Annotated in this window: 19 protein-coding genes, 1 rRNA gene and 1 other annotated feature; all 20 genes read right to left on the bottom strand. The window is 45.2% G+C overall.

The window, feature by feature from the left end; all coding sequences use genetic code 11:
• Nucleotides 1-11 precede the first annotated feature (11 nt).
• Nucleotides 12-545, bottom strand: a complete 534-nt coding sequence (nusG, locus tag AC1RRX_RS17775; RefSeq protein ID WP_003156423.1) for a transcription termination/antitermination protein NusG — start codon at nt 543-545, stop codon at nt 12-14.
• 167 nt (nt 546-712) lie between these two features.
• A complete protein-coding gene (secE, locus tag AC1RRX_RS17770; protein ID WP_003156422.1) occupies nt 713-892 on the bottom strand; it encodes a preprotein translocase subunit SecE in 180 nt (59 codons plus the stop codon).
• A gap of 32 nt (nt 893-924) precedes the next feature.
• Complete coding sequence (gene rpmG / locus AC1RRX_RS17765; protein WP_003156421.1) at nt 925-1,074, bottom strand: 50S ribosomal protein L33; 150 nt, start codon at nt 1,072-1,074, stop codon at nt 925-927.
• Nucleotides 1,075-1,159: 85 nt separating this feature from the next.
• Nucleotides 1,160-1,816: an RNA polymerase sporulation sigma factor SigH gene (gene sigH, locus AC1RRX_RS17760; RefSeq protein WP_003156415.1), complete on the bottom strand. Its 657-nt coding sequence runs from the start codon at nt 1,814-1,816 to the stop codon at nt 1,160-1,162.
• Nucleotides 1,817-1,878: 62 nt separating this feature from the next.
• On the bottom strand, nt 1,879-2,391 hold the full coding sequence (gene rae1 / locus AC1RRX_RS17755) for a ribosome-dependent mRNA decay endonuclease Rae1/YacP (protein ID WP_003156414.1): 513 nt from the start codon (nt 2,389-2,391) through the stop codon (nt 1,879-1,881).
• A gap of 6 nt (nt 2,392-2,397) precedes the next feature.
• Entirely contained in the window at nt 2,398-3,147 is a 750-nt protein-coding gene (gene rlmB, locus AC1RRX_RS17750) for a 23S rRNA (guanosine(2251)-2'-O)-methyltransferase RlmB (RefSeq protein WP_003156413.1), read from the bottom strand.
• Complete coding sequence (locus tag AC1RRX_RS17745) at nt 3,131-3,562, bottom strand: Mini-ribonuclease 3 (protein WP_003156412.1); 432 nt, start codon at nt 3,560-3,562, stop codon at nt 3,131-3,133. Before AC1RRX_RS17745 ends, rlmB begins: the two co-directional genes overlap by 17 nt.
• Nucleotides 3,563-3,566: 4 nt before the next feature.
• Entirely contained in the window at nt 3,567-4,967 is a 1,401-nt protein-coding gene (cysS, locus tag AC1RRX_RS17740) for a cysteine--tRNA ligase (protein ID WP_064107494.1), read from the bottom strand.
• A complete protein-coding gene (gene cysE / locus AC1RRX_RS17735) occupies nt 4,964-5,617 on the bottom strand; it encodes a serine O-acetyltransferase (protein ID WP_003156410.1) in 654 nt (217 codons plus the stop codon). Before cysE ends, cysS begins: the two co-directional genes overlap by 4 nt.
• Before the next feature lie 74 nt (nt 5,618-5,691).
• Nucleotides 5,692-5,925, bottom strand: a binding site (T-box leader).
• A 2-nt stretch (nt 5,926-5,927) separates the two neighbouring features.
• Nucleotides 5,928-7,379 (bottom strand): glutamate--tRNA ligase, encoded by a 1,452-nt coding sequence (gene gltX / locus AC1RRX_RS17730; RefSeq protein ID WP_007410392.1) that lies wholly within the window; start codon nt 7,377-7,379, stop codon nt 5,928-5,930.
• Between the two features lie 91 nt (nt 7,380-7,470).
• A complete protein-coding gene (gene ispF, locus AC1RRX_RS17725; protein WP_003156407.1) occupies nt 7,471-7,947 on the bottom strand; it encodes a 2-C-methyl-D-erythritol 2,4-cyclodiphosphate synthase in 477 nt (158 codons plus the stop codon).
• Nucleotides 7,940-8,638, bottom strand: a complete 699-nt coding sequence (gene ispD, locus AC1RRX_RS17720; RefSeq protein WP_064115710.1) for a 2-C-methyl-D-erythritol 4-phosphate cytidylyltransferase — start codon at nt 8,636-8,638, stop codon at nt 7,940-7,942. Before ispD ends, ispF begins: the two co-directional genes overlap by 8 nt.
• A gap of 12 nt (nt 8,639-8,650) precedes the next feature.
• On the bottom strand, nt 8,651-9,751 hold the full coding sequence (locus AC1RRX_RS17715; protein ID WP_003156403.1) for a PIN/TRAM domain-containing protein: 1,101 nt from the start codon (nt 9,749-9,751) through the stop codon (nt 8,651-8,653).
• Nucleotides 9,752-9,864: 113 nt separating this feature from the next.
• Nucleotides 9,865-10,947: a DNA integrity scanning diadenylate cyclase DisA gene (gene disA / locus AC1RRX_RS17710; protein WP_007410390.1), complete on the bottom strand. Its 1,083-nt coding sequence runs from the start codon at nt 10,945-10,947 to the stop codon at nt 9,865-9,867.
• A gap of 3 nt (nt 10,948-10,950) precedes the next feature.
• Complete coding sequence (radA, locus tag AC1RRX_RS17705) at nt 10,951-12,330, bottom strand: DNA repair protein RadA (RefSeq protein ID WP_014304212.1); 1,380 nt, start codon at nt 12,328-12,330, stop codon at nt 10,951-10,953.
• 93 nt (nt 12,331-12,423) lie between these two features.
• A complete protein-coding gene (gene clpC / locus AC1RRX_RS17700) occupies nt 12,424-14,856 on the bottom strand; it encodes an ATP-dependent protease ATP-binding subunit ClpC (protein ID WP_007410388.1) in 2,433 nt (810 codons plus the stop codon).
• Complete coding sequence (gene mcsB, locus AC1RRX_RS17695; RefSeq protein WP_003156398.1) at nt 14,853-15,944, bottom strand: protein-arginine kinase McsB; 1,092 nt, start codon at nt 15,942-15,944, stop codon at nt 14,853-14,855. The genes clpC and mcsB overlap by 4 nt, the downstream gene beginning before the upstream one ends.
• Nucleotides 15,944-16,501: a protein-arginine kinase activator protein McsA gene (mcsA, locus tag AC1RRX_RS17690; RefSeq protein ID WP_007410387.1), complete on the bottom strand. Its 558-nt coding sequence runs from the start codon at nt 16,499-16,501 to the stop codon at nt 15,944-15,946. The genes mcsB and mcsA overlap by 1 nt, the downstream gene beginning before the upstream one ends.
• A gap of 13 nt (nt 16,502-16,514) precedes the next feature.
• A complete protein-coding gene (gene ctsR / locus AC1RRX_RS17685; protein ID WP_003156396.1) occupies nt 16,515-16,979 on the bottom strand; it encodes a transcriptional regulator CtsR in 465 nt (154 codons plus the stop codon).
• 227 nt (nt 16,980-17,206) lie between these two features.
• Nucleotides 17,207-17,282: ribosomal RNA gene (gene rrf, locus AC1RRX_RS17680) — 5S ribosomal RNA — on the bottom strand; the annotation flags it as partial.

Raw genomic sequence — 17,282 nt, 5'->3', positions numbered from 1 at the left:
GTTTTTTCACATTACAATTTGTCGATCTGGGTAAATTCCAGTTCAACCGGCGTTTCACGGCCGAACATGTTAACGAATACTTTCACTTTGCTCTTATCATAATCAATCTCTTCAATTGATCCTGTAAAGTTGGCGAAAGGTCCGTCTATGACTTTGACTGTCTCATTCAATTCAAAATCAATGTCGGTTTTCCGCTCATCCATGCCCATGCGTTTTAAGATGGTTTCCGCTTCGCCAGGAAGAAGCGGAGTCGGCTTTGAGCCTGAACCGGCTGATCCGACGAATCCGGTAACGCCCGGCGTGTTGCGGACCACATACCAGGAATCATCAGTCATGACGATTTCAACAAGCACATAACCCGGGAACACTTTCTTTTTGACTACTTTTTTCTTGCCGTTCTTAATATCAGTCTCTTCTTCTTCAGGGACGACAACGCGGAAAATTTTATCCTGCATTCCCATTGATTCCACACGTTTTTCAAGGTTTGCTTTTACTTTGTTTTCATAACCGGAATACGTATGAACAACATACCAATTCTTTTCCATTCTATCAGGACTCTGCAGTCCTTCCCTCCCCGCATTTAAAAATGAAGTGTAAAACAAAAAATAGGCTCAGGGCCTATGAATCCTTTTTTCAACAACACAATAAAAAACCCGCTGAACGGGTTTTGGCAAACGATATTATGATCTATTATAGCACGTATTGCTGATCATTATTCAACTATTAAACGAATTAATTGAGAAATTCCTGTATCAAGGAGGGCAAAAAAGATAACAAAAAAGATAACCGTTGAAATCACCGTGATCGTATAGCGCGTTAACTCTTTGCCTTTAGGCCAGCTAACCTTTTTCATTTCTTTCCCAACATCTTTAAAGAAACTCATCATGCGCATGTAAAAGACCTCCACAATTTAAAAAGCGAACACTATTTTGTTTCTAAATGAGCTGTATGTGAATTGCAAGTGCTGCAGTACTTCTTAACTTCTAACCGCTCAGCCGCTGATGCAGAGCTTTTCATTGTCGTATAATTACGATTTCCGCATGTTTTGCATGCCAGCGTAATCTTTTTTCTCATGTCGTTACACCTTTTCCTAAACATTCATTTATCTTAATAAAATAGCACAGTCAGAAAAATTCTGTCAATATGACACAGAAACCTGCTACAGGCTGATCTCTCTTATTTCTAAATACTTTTCAAGCTTGCGCTTCACGCGCTGCAGGGCATTATCGATTGATTTTACGTGTCGGTTTAAGTCATCTGAAATCTCTTGGTAACTTCTTCCGTCCAAGTACAAAACAAGCACCTTTCTCTCCAGATCGCTCAGCAGTTCTCCCATTTTCATTTCGATATCATCAAATTCTTCCTGATTAATAATCATCTCTTCAGGATTTAACGTTTTAGCGCCTGAAATGACATCAAGCAGTGTTCTGTCAGATTCTTCATCAAAAATAGGTTTGTCTAAAGAAACATAGGAATTTAAAGGAATGTGTTTCTGACGGGTAGCTGTCTTTATTGCGGTAATAATCTGGCGGGTAATGCATAATTCTGCAAAAGCTTTAAATGAAGTAAGCTTGTCCTCTCTAAAGTCTCGGATAGACTTATATAAGCCTATCATCCCTTCCTGTACAATATCTTCTCTGTCGGCCCCTATTAAAAAATAAGACCTTGCTTTCGCCCGTACAAAATTACGGTACTTCGTAATCAAGTAATCTAACGCATCACTATCCCCAACATGAACCTTTTCAATGACCTGCTCGTCCTCCAACTGGCAAAATTGCACTTTGTTGAACTTTCCCTTGCTGTTCTGTAGATTCACTGCGATCCCCCCGGCGCACGTAGATAGAAATATTATACATTAATGGGCGAAAAAGCGTCAACCTAATCCAGACCGCCTCGGCGCCACTTTTCAAACGTTTTCAAAACCTCTTCGGACAGCTCGATTTTACCCGGTGGTTTTTCAGAAGTGATCTTTGAAACCCGCCTTTGAATCCGGCGTTCTATCGTATCCACTTCCCTCAGGAGCTCCCGGGCGGATTTGCGGAGAGCCCCTTGTCCGAAAATCGCCCACTGCTCCGTATAATCGGAGGTTGCGACATGAATCTGTGTCGCAATATTATTCAGCGCCTGGGCAAGCTTCTCGATCCGCTCATCCGCCGTTTCATTCTCCCGTGTGAAAATCACTTCGACTCTGTGATTCGTTTGTTTTTTCTCTATGCCTTTTACCAGGTGTGCATCAAACACCACAATGACTCTGATTCCCGTGTAGGACTGATATTCCGCCATCTTCTGGATCAGTACATCTCTCGCTTCTTCAAAACTGTTCGCTTTTAAATCCTTTAGCTGCGGCCAAGCTCCAATCATGTTGTATCCGTCTACTAACAGGATGTCCATCTGTCTTCATTCCCCTAAAGGATTGCGCTTCCGGTAGACTTCATACATGAGAAGGCCGGCCGCTACCGACGCATTCAGAGAAGTGACTTTTCCGGCCATCGGAAGCTTAATGAGAAAATCACATTTCTCTTTCACAAGCCGGCCCATTCCTCTGCCTTCGCTTCCGATAACGAGCGCCAAAGGCATCTTGCCGTCCATAGAGCGGTAGTCTTCCCGGGCGGATGCATCCGTTCCGACGACCCAAATCCCCCGCTCCTTCATTTCATCAAGTGTCCGGGCAAGGTTGGTCACCTTCACGACGGGAATGTGTTCAATCGCACCGGTCGAAGCTTTTGCGACCGTCGAAGTCAGTCCGACCGCTCTGCGTTTCGGAATCACGATGCCGTGTGCACCGACAGCGTCAGCCGTTCTCATGATGGAACCCAGATTATGAGGGTCTTCCAGCTCGTCCAATATGAGAAAGAAAGGCTGTTCGTTTCTCTCTTCCGCTCTTTTATATAATTCGTCTAATTGTGCATATTCATATGCCGCCACCTGGGCGACAACACCCTGATGCTGCCCCTCCACCATCTGATCGAGTTTTTTCCTCGGTACAAATTGAATGGTGACGCCGCGCTTTTTAGCAAGCTCCATAACTTGCTGGGCCTGTCCTTTTACTGTGTTTTCCGCCATCCATAACTTATACAGCTTGCGATCTGACTTCAACGTCTCAATCACCGCGTTTTTTCCTATGACGTAATCATGTTGCTGACTCATTTGTTTTCCTCCCTGACGTCCCGACTTGTATAGCCTCAGCAATCAGCTGATTCAGTCTTTCTTCTCTTTTCTCAAGAAAAAGGTATCCGAGTAAAGCCTCAAAAGCTGTACTATGGCGGTACGTCTGTACATCTGTGTTTTTAGGCGTCGTCCCTGATTTCGCGTTTCTGCCTCTTCTCAGCACGGCTTCCTCTTCCTCCGTGAAAAAGGATTCGTCCTGAAGGCGGAACAATATGTCTGCCTGTGATTTTGCCGATACAATCCGGCTCGCCTTCTTATGAAGGTCATTCGGTTTCGTAAAGCCCTGCTTAAGCAGGTGATGCCGGACGTATATTTCAAAAATGGCATCACCCATATAAGCAAGCGCAAGACCGTTTAACTGCTTTGAATCTTTGATTTGTTCAAATTGAAGCATCCGCTTACTCTCCCCGCTTCCAGCGAGTTCCCTGGGCCGTATCTTCAAGAATGATATTCATGCTTTTCAGCTGATCGCGAATCTGGTCTGACAAAGCAAAATCGCGATTGCGGCGGGCTTCATTTCTCTTCTCAATCAACTCTTCAATCTCTTCGTCGACAAGCTCTTCTTCGCCGAGCGTAAGTCCGAGAACAGATCCGATTCTGTCAAACATGCTGATAAAGGCTTTAATGACGTGATCCGCCGTATTGTCTTCCTGCATGTAGTAATTGGCGAGCTTCGCCAGATCAAACCAAACGGAAATCGCATTCGCCGTATTAAAATCATCATCCATTGCTTCTTCAAACGCAGTGCGGTGCTCTTCGATTTTAGCGAGCCATTCCTCATCATTGTCAGTCAGATTCGTGCTGCTAATCAAACGATGGTTTAAATTACTGTAGGCCGTCTTCAGGCGGTTAAACGCGTTTTTTGTTTTCTCAAGCAGCTCTTCCGAATAGTTGATCGGGTGGCGGTAATGAACGGACAGCATGAAAAATCTCAAAAGCTGCGGGTCATGTTGCTTAATGATATCGTGCACCAAAACAAAGTTGCCGAGCGATTTTGACATTTTCTCATTATCGATATTGATATATCCGTTGTGAAGCCAGTATTTTGCGAATGTCTTGCCTGTTAATGCTTCAGATTGGGCGATTTCGTTTTCATGGTGCGGGAATGTCAGGTCCTGACCGCCGGCATGAATATCGATTTCGTCACCCAAATACTTTTTCACCATTGCGGAGCATTCAATATGCCAGCCCGGGCGGCCTTTTCCCCAAGGGCTATCCCATGAAATTTCTCCGTCCTTAGCAGCTTTCCAAAGAGCAAAGTCCAGCGCATCCTCTTTCTTCTCGCCGACACGGATACGCGCGCCTGATCTGAGTTCATCAATTGATTGCTGAGATAGCTTGCCGTACCCTTCGAAGGCCCTTGTTTTGAAATAGACGTCGCCTTCTGATTCATAAGCGTAGCCTTTTTTAATCAGCTCGCTGACAAATTCAATAATGGCATCCATATTTTCCATGACCCGGGGGTGAAGATCCGCTTTCCGGCATCCGAGGGCGCCCACATCTTCAAAATACGCTTTAATGAACCGTTCAGAAATGGTCGGGACGTCCTCGCCGAGCTCGTTGGCCGCCTTAATCAGTTTGTCGTCAACATCGGTGAAATTCGATACGTATTGGACATCGTATCCTTTATACTCTAAATAGTTGCGTACGGTATCATACACAATCGCCGGACGGGCGTTTCCGATATGAATATAGTTGTATACAGTCGGTCCGCACACGTACATTTTTACTTTGCCTTCCTCAAGAGGAACGAATGTTTCTTTTTTCCGTGTCAATGTATTATAAAGTGTAATGGTCATTTTTGGTTGATCCTTTCTTTTTTATCTTCCAGTTCAGCCTGCAGTTCAAAAATCTGCTGCTCCAATGCTCTAAACCGGTCAGCAACCGGGTCGGGCAAGTCTTGGTGATTGAGATCGCGTTTGATTTTTCTTCCGTTCTGAATGACGACTTTCCCCGGTATGCCGACAACGGTCGAAAAGTCGGGAACATCACGAAGCACAACGGAACCGGCCCCTACTTTAGAACCCTGCCCGACCGTAATAGAGCCGAGCACCTTCGCTCCGGTTGCAATTAAAGCATCATCTTTTATGGTCGGATGCCGCTTCCCCTTTTCTTTTCCCGTTCCCCCGAGAGTGACACCTTGGAATACCGTCACGTTATTGCCGATTTCACATGTTTCCCCTATGACGACCCCCATACCGTGGTCAATGAAAAACCTTCTCCCGATGGTCGCGCCGGGATGGATTTCAATTCCGGTAAAGAAACGGGCAATCTGTGATATCAGGCGCGCCAGGAAGAAAAATCTCCGTTTATATAAAGCATGTGCAATCCGATGCGCCCATATAGCATGTAAACCAGAATAAGTTAAAACAACTTCGAAATAGCTTCTTGCTGCCGGATCTTGATCGAACACTGTATCTATGTCTTCTTTTAGCATTTTAAAAAACACATGCTTCCCCCCATTCTCTCCCCGCTCCAGTCTGTTTTTCCGCCTATAAAAAAAGCGCCTCTGCATGTAAACATGACAGAGACGCTTTTACCGCGCGGTTCCACTCTGTTTGAAAAACAAGTCACTGTTTTCCCAACTTAAAAGCCGGTAACGGCGGCGGCCGCCTTTAAATACTGATTTCCGCAGAAATGTTCTTCAAAGGTCTTAAGGGCGCACTTCTAAAACATGACGCATGAATCTCTCTCAGCCGATGAAGATTCTTTCTGTAATGGTCATTGTTTTATACTCTTCCCTGTCAACAATCGTATATTTAAATGCTTTTCAGGCGTCTGACGGCTGTTTCTCTGCCGATCAGCTCAATGGCCTGCGGAAGCTCAGGACCGTGTGTCTGACCGGTAACCGCTACACGAATCGGCATGAACAGCTTTTTGCCTTTATGGCCTGTTTCTTTCTGAACAGCTTTGATTGAGGCTTTGATCAGCTCAGGCGTAAATTCTTCAAGCTCTTCAAGCTTGGCAGCAAATACGCTGAGCACTTCAGGCACCTGTTCCTCTTCCAGAACGGCTTTTGCCTCTTGATTATACTCGATCTCATCTTTAAAGAACAAATCAGTCAGCTCGACAATTTCAGCGCCGTAGCTCAATTGCTCATGGTAAAGAGAAATTAATTTACGAACCCATTCCTGCTCCTCGGCAGAAAGCTCAGTGCCGACTTTTCCTGCTTTTTGCAGGTGCGGCAGGGTCAGCTCAACCACTTGATCAAGATCCAGCGCTTTGACGTATTGGTTGTTGACCCATTTCAGTTTATGCATATCAAACAGAGCCGGTGACTTAGACAAACGATTCACATCAAAAATTTCAATGAATTGTTCTCTTGTGAAAAGCTCTTCTTCACCGACGGGAGACCAGCCGAGAAGTCCGATAAAGTTAAACAGCGCTTCAGGCAGGTAACCCAGCTCATCATACTGCTCAATAAACTGGATAATTGATTCATCACGTTTACTTAATTTTTTGCGGCTTTCGTTTACGATAAGCGTCATATGTCCGAAGACAGGAACATCCCAGCCGAATGCCTGGAAAATCATGATCTGTTTCGGTGTATTTGAAATGTGATCCTCACCGCGGAGCACGTGCGTCATTTTCATTAAGTAATCGTCAATCGCGACGGCAAAGTTATACGTCGGTGTTCCGTCTTTTTTGACGATGACAAAGTCGCCGATGCCGTCTGATTCAAAAGAAATCTCACCTTTTACGATATCGTTAAATGCGATGATTTTCCCTTCCGGCACGCGAAAACGGATGCTCGGCTGTCTGCCTTCGGCTAAAAACTGCTCCTGCTCTTCCTGAGTCAGGTTTCTGTGTTTGCCGGAATAGCGCGGCATTTCCCCGCGGGCGATTTGCTCTTCACGTTCTTTCTCAAGTTCTTCTTCCGTACAGAAACATTTATAAGCAAGCCCTTTTTCAAGAAGCTCTTCATAGTACTTTTTGTAAATGTCGTTACGCTCAGACTGGCGGTACGGGCCGTATTCTCCGCCGATATCCACACTTTCATCCCAGTCCATGCCGAGCCATTTCAAATAGTTGAGCTGGCTTTGCTCTCCGCCTTCAATATTTCGCTTTTTGTCCGTATCCTCAATCCGGATAATAAACTTTCCGCCTTGGCTGCGGGCAAATAAATAGTTAAAAAGCGCCGTTCTGGCGTTACCGATATGCAAATGTCCGGTCGGACTCGGTGCATAACGAACGCGTACTTCATTTCCCATGTTCAAATACTTCCTTTCATCTCGTCTGTAGCCTCTAGCCGAATATATGTATCTATTCTACCACCAAATAGACCGGGCATCAAAACAATGATCAGGCTTTTTGGATCAGAACGGTCGCCTGAGCGGCAATTCCTTCGGCTCTTCCGGTAAACCCGAGCTTTTCTGTCGTCGTCGCTTTTACGTTTACTTGAGAGACGTCCGCCTCAAGGCCTTCCGCTATCCGTTTTCTCATAGCATCAATATGCGGCGCCATTTTCGGCTTTTGCGCAATAATCGTGCAGTCTATATTTCCGAGTACGTACCCTTTTTCTTTTACAATGTTCCAGACATGCTGAAGCAGCTTAAAAGAGTCCGCATCCTTGAATTCCGGATCAGTATCCGGGAAATGCTTGCCGATATCTCCTTCACCTGCCGCTCCGAGACACGCGTCTGCGACTGTATGCAGCAATACATCCGCATCTGAATGTCCGAGCAGCCCCTTTTCATAAGGAATTTCAATTCCGCCGATGATGAGAGGACGGCCTTCCGTTAATTGATGCACATCAAATCCTTGTCCGATTCTAAACATTATGATTCCCACTTTCCGCTTTCATGATTGCTTTCGCAAATATCAGGTCATCCGGCGTTGTCAGCTTAATATTGGTATAGCTGCCTTCAACGATACTCACCTGATATCCATCAAGACGCTCGACGAGGCTGGCGTCATCCGTCCCTAAGAAGCCTTTGTTTTCCGCTTCCATATGCGCCGTCTTCAATAAAGAAAGACGAAAAGCCTGCGGCGTTTGAACGGCCCACAAGCTTGAACGATCAAAGGTCTCCGCAACCCGGGAGCCTTCCGCCCGTTTTATCGTGTCTTTCACAGGAACAGCCAGGACAGCCGCTCCCGCCTCCTCTGCTGTTTCAACGAGCTTATCGATATGCTGATGTGTGACAAACGGTCGCGCTCCGTCATGAACAAGGACGACCGCTTCCTTATCAATCACTTTCAGTCCTTCGTATACACTGTGCTGACGCTCCGCACCTCCGGTAACAAGCTCAATTTCCGTCTGAATCGGAAATTGGGCCAGCAGCTGGCGAAAATCTTCCCGTTCACTCTCGTTTATCACCAGGATTATTTTCTGACAGGGTGCGTGGCTTTCAAAAACCCGCAGTGTGTGTATAATAACAGGCGCACCTTTTAAGCTGATGAACAGCTTATTTTTCCCGGCCTTCATCCGTTTTCCTTGTCCGGCAGCCGGAATAACGACAACATATTCCATATGAACTCCCTCTTAAAGAGCTTTCTCAAGCAGCTTGGGCTTGGCAAAAATCATTCGTCCCGCCGCTGTCTGCAGTACGCTGGTTACGAGCACATCAATATGTTTCCCTATATAATTGCGGCCTTCTTCCACAACAATCATCGTCCCGTCATCCAAGTAAGCCACACCTTGATTATGCTCTTTCCCGTCCTTAATCACCTGCACATTCATCTCTTCGCCCGGAAGCACAACCGGCTTCACCGCGTTTGCAAGGTCATTAATATTCAGTACCGCAACCTTCTGAAGCTCGCATACTTTATTTAAATTAAAATCATTCGTCACAACGACGCCGGATGTCAGCTTCGCAAGTTTGACAAGCTTGCTGTCAACCTCCTGAATGTCCTCGAAGTCGCCTTCATAAATTTCAACCGTAATATCCAGTTCCTTTTGAATGCGATTCAAGATATCCAGTCCGCGGCGTCCTCTGTTACGTTTTAAAACATCTGAAGAATCAGCGATATGCTGTAATTCCTCCAGCACAAATTGAGGAATGACAATGACGCCTTCTAAAAAGCCCGTCTGACAAATATCTGCAATTCTCCCATCAATAATAACACTTGTATCCAAGATTTTCAGCCTTTTATCCTGTTCCTCCTGCTCCTCATCAGCACTTCCCTTTTTCTTCTGCATTCTTGCAGAAATGGAGAAAAGACTGATCAGTTCATCCTTTTTCTTAAATCCGACTTGGAAGCCCAGATAACCGAGAAAGAAAGCCAGAAAGACCGGAATGATGGTGCTGAATATACGGTACGGAATATTGTCCAGCGGAATCACGTTTACAATGAGATATGCGATGATAAGTCCAAAAACCAATCCGAGACTCCCGAATAACAGATCCGGCACCGGAGCTCTCAGCAAAGAATCTTCAATCCATTTTACCCAATTAATCACATATTCTGTCGTCCATATACTGATGAGAAAAAAGATAATAGCACCAATTGCAGCAGACGTATATGCGTTTGTTATTAAAGGTATGTCCTGTATATTTGACAGCACAAACAATTCAGGTATTAAAAAGATACCGACAACGCCGCCCACAATAATGAAGAACGCCTGAACTATTCGTTTTAACATACCTCCACCTCCTTTTAAGTAACATTTTTTCAGCAGACTGTCAGAGCCTACAAATTCAGAATAAACAAAAACTAACAATAATATACCCGGATTCCGACAGGTTTAAGCGATTCTTAAAGCTGTCTATCTATATAGTGTTTTTCCTGAAGGCGTTTTAAGCCTTTTTTGATTTTTTTGGCGCGCACTTCGCCGATACCCTCAACATCATCAAGCTCTTCTACAGTGGCTTCCGTTATGCTTGGCAAAAATCCGAACGCCTCAACCACATTTTCAACAATCGGCATCGGCAGACGCGGAATTTTGTTCAGCAGCCTGTATCCTCTCGGGAGCACATAATCATCAAGATTGGTAGAAGCCGGATATCCAAGCAGCTTAAACAGAATGGAATCATCAAGCAGATCATAGCTGGACATATCCTGAAGCTCTTTTAACAGCACGAACGGATCTTTGATTTTTTCTTTGACATAGTCTTTGATGAAAAGTGCTGCCTCTTCTTCCATGTCCGTAATCAGTTCAATCACCTGCAGACGGATTAAGTGGCCTTCCGTTCCGAGTTCTTTAATATACATATTGATTTCATTTTTTATTCGGAGCACCATTTCATATCGATGCATGACGGACAGCACGTCACTGAATGTCACAAGCTCCTCAAACTCTAATGCGTTTAAAGCCGTAATCGTTTTGTCTAAAATGGTTTTATACTTCTCAAGCGTTTGAATGGCCTGATTTGCCTTTGTTAAAATAAATCCTATGTCCTTTAGTGTGTACTTCATGCTGTCCTGATATAACGTAATGACATTTCTGCGCTCAGAAATGGCGATGACGAGACAGCCGGTCTGCTTCGCCACCCGTTCCGCCGTACGGTGTCTCATTCCCGTTTCTGAAGAAGAAATGGTCGCCTCCGGCATAAGCTGCGTATTCGCATAAAGAATTTTCTGGCCGGAATCACTTAAAATAATGGCACCGTCCATTTTGGCCAGCTCGTATAAGTGAGCGGGCGCAAATGATGTATTAATATGAAAACCGCCATCCACGACTTGCTTTACCTTATCATTGTATCCGACAACAATCAGGCCGCCTGTATTTGCCCGAAGTACATTCTCTATCCCGGCTCTGAGCGGGGTGCCCGGTGCAACGAACTGCAGAATTGCAGACAGGTCAAGCTCTTGTTTCGCCCCTTTTTTCTCTTTTTCCATCTATTATGATCCTCCTAATGAAGTACGAAGCGCTTCTGCAACATTTGCTACTCCGACAACCTCAATCCCTTTTGGTATTGTCCACCCGTCTGCATTCGCCTCAGGTATGATCATGCGCTTGAAGCCGAGTTTCGCCGCTTCCTTTACGCGCTGTTCGATTCTTGACACCCTGCGGACTTCTCCTGTCAGACCTACTTCACCGATAAAGCAATCTGCGGGATTCGGCGGTGTATCTCTGAAGCTTGAGGCAATGCTGACGGCTACTGCCAAATCAATCGCCGGTTCATCCAGTTTGACCCCGCCGGCGACCTTTAAATACGCATCTTGATTTTGAAGCAAAAGACCCACCCGCTTCTCAAGCACAGCCATAATTAACGATACCCTGTTGTGGTCAATGCCTGTAGCCATGCGGCGCGGGTTTCCAAAACTGGTCGGTGAAATGAGCGCCTGGATTTCAACCAGAATCGGTCTCGTTCCTTCCATTGACGCAACGATACTCGAACCCGATGCCCCGGCAGAACGCTCTTCCAAGAAAATTTCAGAAGGGTTCAGCACTTCCGTAAGCCCCTCTTCCCGCATTTCAAAGATGCCCATTTCATTTGTGGAGCCGAAACGGTTTTTTACGGCCCGCAAAATACGGAATGTATGGTGCCGCTCTCCTTCAAAGTATAGAACGGTATCGACCATGTGCTCAAGCAATCTCGGCCCTGCGATCGATCCTTCTTTTGTGACGTGCCCGACGATAAAAATAGGTATGCCGTTTGTTTTCGCGATTTTCATCAATTCAGCCGTACATTCTCTTACTTGTGATACACTGCCGGGAGCCGAGGTGATATCACTTTGATAAACGGTCTGAATGGAGTCTACGACAACAAATGCGGGTTTCATCTCTTGTATAGCAGACGAAATATACTCCATATCGGTTTCAGATAAAACATGTAACATTTGGCTGTTGATTCCAAGTCTGTCGGCGCGCAGCTTCGTTTGCTTCACGGATTCTTCCCCTGAAATGTAAAGCACGCTGCCGGCCGTATCTGCTAATTGTGCGGATACTTGGAGAAGGAGCGTTGATTTTCCGATCCCGGGATCGCCGCCGATTAATACTAACGAGCCTTTCACAACGCCGCCGCCAAGCACTCTGTTGAATTCTTCGAGCTTTGTTTGGACGCGGGGTTCTTCCGATGTTTCAATTGATGTAATGGGTGATGGTTTCTGGACGGTTTGAACGGAGTGGGAGAAAGCCGCCCGCCGATTCGCCGGCGCTTTTTTTATGGTTTCTTCCACCATTGTATTCCAAGCCCCGCAGCCCGGGCACTTTCCCATCCATTTTGCGGATTCATAACCGCATGAGTGGCAGATGAATTTTGTTTTTGATTTAGCCATATATGTTGTAAGACCTCTTCCTTATCGAATATTTCTCTATATAACAAAGTGAGGCATACACTTGCTTACGTATGCCTCATGTTTGTCACTATATTAGTTCGTTTTAGCAGTTGTTTTTACGACAAATTCGCCGTCCTCAACATCAAGAACAATGTGCTGGCCTTTATCAATATTGCCTCTGAGGAGTTCTTCTGATAACCGGTCCTCCACATGCTTTTGAATCGCTCTTCTTAACGGACGTGCGCCGTATTCCAAATCGACGCCCTCTTCTGCCACTTTTGCTTTTGCAGCATCCGTCAGCTCGATAGAGAGATCTTGTTCTTTCAGACGTTTTGTTAACTGATCAGACATAAGCGACACGATGTCTGTAAGATGTTTTTTCTCAAGGGAGTGGAAGACGATAATTTCGTCAATCCGGTTGATAAACTCAGGTCTGAAGGCACGCTTCAGCTCTCCCATGACTTTGTCTTTCATGTCTTTATGGTTTTGTGATTCATCCTGCACATTGAAGCCCACATATTTGTTGCGTTTCAGCTCGCTCGCTCCGACGTTTGACGTCATAATCAGGATCGTGTTGCGGAAATCCACAGTGCGCCCTTTTGAATCAGTCAAGCGTCCGTCTTCAAGCACTTGCAGGAGTATGTTAAACACATCAGGGTGCGCTTTTTCAATTTCATCAAGCAGTACGACAGAGTAAGGTTTTCTTCTCACTTTTTCTGTCAGCTGGCCGCCTTCATCATAGCCGACATATCCCGGAGGAGAACCGACAAGACGTGAAGTTGAGTGTTTCTCCATGTATTCGGACATATCCACTCTGATCATCGCTTCCTCATCACCGAAAATGGATTCCGCCAGCGCTCGTGCCAGCTCTGTCTTCCCAACGCCTGTAGGGCCTAAGAAGATGAATGAACCAATCGGGCGTTTCGGGTCCTTCAGACCGGCTCTTGCACGTCTGACAGCCTTTGCAACGGCTACAACAGCTTCATCCTGGCCGATGACGCGGGAGTGCAGAATGCTTTCCATATTGAGAAGCTTATCTGTTTCCGTTTGGGCAATTTTAGATACAGGCACCCCGGTCCAGCTGGATACAACCATCGCGATATCCTCTACAGAAACTTCGGAGTTCTCCTGTCCTTGTTTTTCTTTCCAGGTTTTTTTCGTGTCTTCCACCTGTTCTCTCAGGCGCTGCTCCGTATCACGAAGGGAAGCCGCTTTTTCAAACTCCTGGCTCTGAACGGCAGCGTCTTTTTCCTTGCGAACTTCATCGAGTTTCTGCTCAAGCTCTTTTAAGTTCGGAGGCGTTGTGAACGAACGGAGACGCACTTTTGAACCGGCTTCATCAATTAAATCGATCGCTTTATCCGGAAGGAAGCGGTCAGAAATATAACGGTCGGACAATTTTACCGCCGCTTCAATCGCTTCATCGGTAATGGATACGCGGTGATGCGCTTCATAGCGGTCACGGAGTCCTTTTAAAATTTGAATGCTTTCATCGGCTGAGGGCTGATCCACCTGAATCGGCTGGAAACGACGCTCGAGAGCGGCGTCTTTTTCGATATATTTACGGTATTCATCAAGCGTTGTCGCACCGATGCATTGGAGCTCTCCGCGGGCCAGTGAAGGTTTTAAGATATTCGATGCGTCAATCGCACCTTCTGCTCCCCCCGCTCCAATCAGTGTATGCAGTTCGTCAATGAATAAAATAATATTGCCGGCCTGACGTATTTCATCCATTACTTTTTTCAAGCGGTCTTCAAATTCTCCGCGGTATTTCGTACCGGCTACAACCGTACCCATGTCTAATGTCATTACGCGTTTATCACGTAAAATTTCCGGCACTTCATTATTGATGATCTGCTGTGCGAGGCCTTCAGCAATCGCAGTTTTACCTACACCCGGTTCTCCGATAAGAACGGGGTTATTCTTCGTTCTGCGGCTTAATACCTCAATAACACGCTGAATTTCTTTGCTTCGGCCGATAACCGGATCAAGACTGTCTTCCTTCGCAATCGCAGTTAAATCACGCGCCAGACTGTCCAGCGTCGGCGTGTTTGCATTGCTGTTCGTACCGGATGCAGAAGATCCCGTCTCATTGCTTCCCAGAAGCTGCAGCACTTGCTGTCTCGCCTTATTCAAGCTGACACCGAGATTATTCAGAACTCTCGCCGCTACGCCTTCTCCTTCACGAATCAGTCCGAGAAGTATGTGTTCTGTTCCCACATAAGAATGTCCTAGCTTTCTGGCTTCATCCATGCTGAGCTCAATGACTTTTTTTGCTCTTGGCGTATAATGAATCGTTTGAGACATTTCCTGTCCCCGTCCGATTAAGCTCTCCACTTCTTTCTGAATTTTATCCGAACCGAGTCCGAGTGCTTGGAGTGCTTTAGCCGCAATCCCTTCTCCTTCACGAACCAGACCTAATAAGATATGTTCAGTTCCAATATTGTTATGGCCTAAGCGCAGTGCTTCTTCCTGTGCCAGTGCCAATACCTTTTGAGCTCGCTCTGTAAACCTTCCAAACATCATATCGAATCATCCTCCTGTCTATTTGCACTCATTTCTAAATGCAGCCTTTCCCTGATAAGAGCCGCTCTTCTCGCGTCTCTTTCGTTCGGCCGTAATGCACCGCCCGAATATTGCTGGAGAAAACCCGGCTGTGTCAAAATCATCAGTTCATTAAGTATATTGCTTGATAGCCCTTTAATGATCCCCAGGTCTATCCCCAGCCGAACGTCAGAAAGGCATTTCGCCGTTTCCTTTGATTCAATCATACGGCAGTTGGATAAAACACCGTAAGACCTGAATACCCGGTCCTCCAATTCAATTTTCGAGGTTTGGTAAAGCGCTTCTCGGGCTGAACGTTCCTGCTCAATCAGCTGGGCAGCCACACTGTTTAAATCATCTACAATGTCCTGTTCTGATTTTCCGAGTGTGATTTGATTTGAAATTTGAAAGATATTTCCTAATGCTTCGCTGCCTTCACCGTAAATTCCTCTAACAACTAAACCTAATTGGTTAATTGCCGGTATAATTCGATTCATTTGCCTAGTTAATACAAGGCCCGGCAAATGCATCATGACTGAAGCCCTTAGTCCCGTCCCTACATTTGTAGGACAGCTTGTTAAGTACCCTCTCTTCTCTCCAAAGGCGTAATCCACTTTCTCCTCAATCCAGTCATCAACCTGGTTTGCCGCTTTTATGGCATTGAGAAGCTGGAAGCCGGGGAAGAGGCATTGAATTCTGATATGATCTTCTTCATTTAACATAATGCTGACTTCTTCATTTTCAGAAAGCAGACAGCCGCCAAAAGGAGATTCCGTTAAATTCGGGCTGATCAGATGTTTCTCCATCAGCACCCGTTTTTCCAAAGGCTGAGCTTCACTCATTCTGATTAAATGAAATTGACCGATATCAGGCAGTTCTTTTCCTGAAAAGTGATCTTCGAATTGCTGAATGATGGATGAGGCTTCTTCATTCGTATACCGGGCGGGAAACTTTATATTTTCAAAGTTTCGGGCCAACCGTATACGGCTGCTGAGTACAATGTCACTTTCAGGTCCCTTTTGCTTCATCCAATTGCTTAGTGCGTCCTGAATAAAATGCTTGAGCGACATTACCCTTGTTCCCCCTCACTGTCTTTACTTTTTAACTTCTGCTCTAACGATCGGATCTGATCCCTGACCTCCGCTGCTCTTTCAAACTCTTCGTGGTGTATTAAAGATTCAAGTTCTTTTTTTAACATTTCCATTTGCCGTCTTACATGCAGGTTTCCGCCTATTCGTTTTGGAATTTTCCCGGCATGCACCGTATTCCCGCTGTGAACTTTTCGCAAGATCGGCGTAATTTGGCTGTAGAACGTATCGTAACATTCCGCACAGCCGAAACGCCCTGTTTTTCTCAGCTGCTGAAACGTCATACCGCATTTCTTACAAGCTGTCCCTTGCTCTGAATAGCCGAACATTTGAGAACCGGTGTTTTGAAATGAAGACTCCATATTCAGCAGTCCTGATAATAAATTATGGATCGAGAACCCTTGGTTTCCACTTATACTGTATGAATCGCTATTTTCTTTTGCACATTGTTCACAAATATGAACTTCTTGTTTTTCTCCATTAACAACTTTCGTAAAGTGAAAAGTGGCCGGTCTCTCATTGCATTCTTGACAAATCAATCTTTTCACCCGCTTACTTTAGTTTTAAAGATGTGAGCATTGCTTTCATCATTCTGGCTCTTAGTTCATCCCGTTCGGGCAAATCAATATATAGAACTGAACGATCCATTACACTCACCATCATTTTAGCTTCTCTTTCCGAAATAACTCCGTCCTCTAACAGTCTGAGAATAATGTCATCAGAGGCTGCCTGGGACAAGTGGGTATGAATCTGCGAAATAATATTATTGATGAGGACGACTTCGTTATTCATTTTAATTTTGATAATACGAATATAACCGCCGCCTCCCCGTTTACTTTCAACAATATATCCTCTTTCACTTGTAAATCTGGTGTTGATGACATAATTTATTTGGGAAGGAACACATTGAAATTTATCAGCGATTTCACTGCGTTTGATCTCTAAAATTTCTTTGCCATTTTGATCCAATACTTGTTTCAAGTACTGTTCAATGATGTCAGAAATATTATGTCCCACTCAACCCCCTCCTTCATTGACTTTGACTATATTTGACTTTAACCTTACTATAAGGTGTTTCGCAAAATTTTTCAACTGTATCGCTCTATCTCTATTATTTCCACTTTGCACAAGCATAAAACCTGCTTTTGCAAAAAGGCATATCGTTACGTTTCTCATATTATATAATGTATGCAGAAAAACACAAAAAAGGCAGCTCATAATGAGCTGCCTTTACCGTAATGATAGCTTGGCGGCGTCCTACTCTCACAGGGGGAAACCCCCGACTACCATCGGCGCTGAAGAGCTTAACTTCCGTGTTCG

This window comes from Bacillus sp. GW821-FHT11D08, assembly GCF_058808515.1.
Note: the sequence above shows the minus strand (reverse complement) of the source record. Positions and strands in the feature narration are given on the sequence as shown.

Bases quoted from the DNA above. Each gene is read 5' to 3' on its own strand.
- nusG (WP_003156423.1), bottom strand. From the start codon at position 545: ATGGAAAAGAATTGGTATGTTGTTCATACGTATTCCGGTTATGAAAAC.
- secE (WP_003156422.1), bottom strand. From the start codon at position 892: ATGCGCATGATGAGTTTCTTTAAAGATGTTGGGAAAGAAATGAAAAAG.
- rpmG (WP_003156421.1), bottom strand. From the start codon at position 1,074: ATGAGAAAAAAGATTACGCTGGCATGCAAAACATGCGGAAATCGTAAT.
- rae1 (WP_003156414.1), bottom strand. From the start codon at position 2,391: ATGGACATCCTGTTAGTAGACGGATACAACATGATTGGAGCTTGGCCG.
- rlmB (WP_003156413.1), bottom strand. From the start codon at position 3,147: ATGAGTCAGCAACATGATTACGTCATAGGAAAAAACGCGGTGATTGAG.
- AC1RRX_RS17745 (WP_003156412.1), bottom strand. From the start codon at position 3,562: ATGCTTCAATTTGAACAAATCAAAGATTCAAAGCAGTTAAACGGTCTT.
- cysS (WP_064107494.1), bottom strand. From the start codon at position 4,967: ATGACCATTACACTTTATAATACATTGACACGGAAAAAAGAAACATTC.
- gltX (WP_007410392.1), bottom strand. From the start codon at position 7,379: ATGGGAAATGAAGTACGCGTTCGTTATGCACCGAGTCCGACCGGACAT.
- ispF (WP_003156407.1), bottom strand. From the start codon at position 7,947: ATGTTTAGAATCGGACAAGGATTTGATGTGCATCAATTAACGGAAGGC.
- ispD (WP_064115710.1), bottom strand. From the start codon at position 8,638: ATGGAATATGTTGTCGTTATTCCGGCTGCCGGACAAGGAAAACGGATG.
- AC1RRX_RS17715 (WP_003156403.1), bottom strand. From the start codon at position 9,751: ATGTTAAAACGAATAGTTCAGGCGTTCTTCATTATTGTGGGCGGCGTT.
- disA (WP_007410390.1), bottom strand. From the start codon at position 10,947: ATGGAAAAAGAGAAAAAAGGGGCGAAACAAGAGCTTGACCTGTCTGCA.
- radA (WP_014304212.1), bottom strand. From the start codon at position 12,330: ATGGCTAAATCAAAAACAAAATTCATCTGCCACTCATGCGGTTATGAA.
- clpC (WP_007410388.1), bottom strand. From the start codon at position 14,856: ATGATGTTTGGAAGGTTTACAGAGCGAGCTCAAAAGGTATTGGCACTG.
- mcsB (WP_003156398.1), bottom strand. From the start codon at position 15,944: ATGTCGCTCAAGCATTTTATTCAGGACGCACTAAGCAATTGGATGAAG.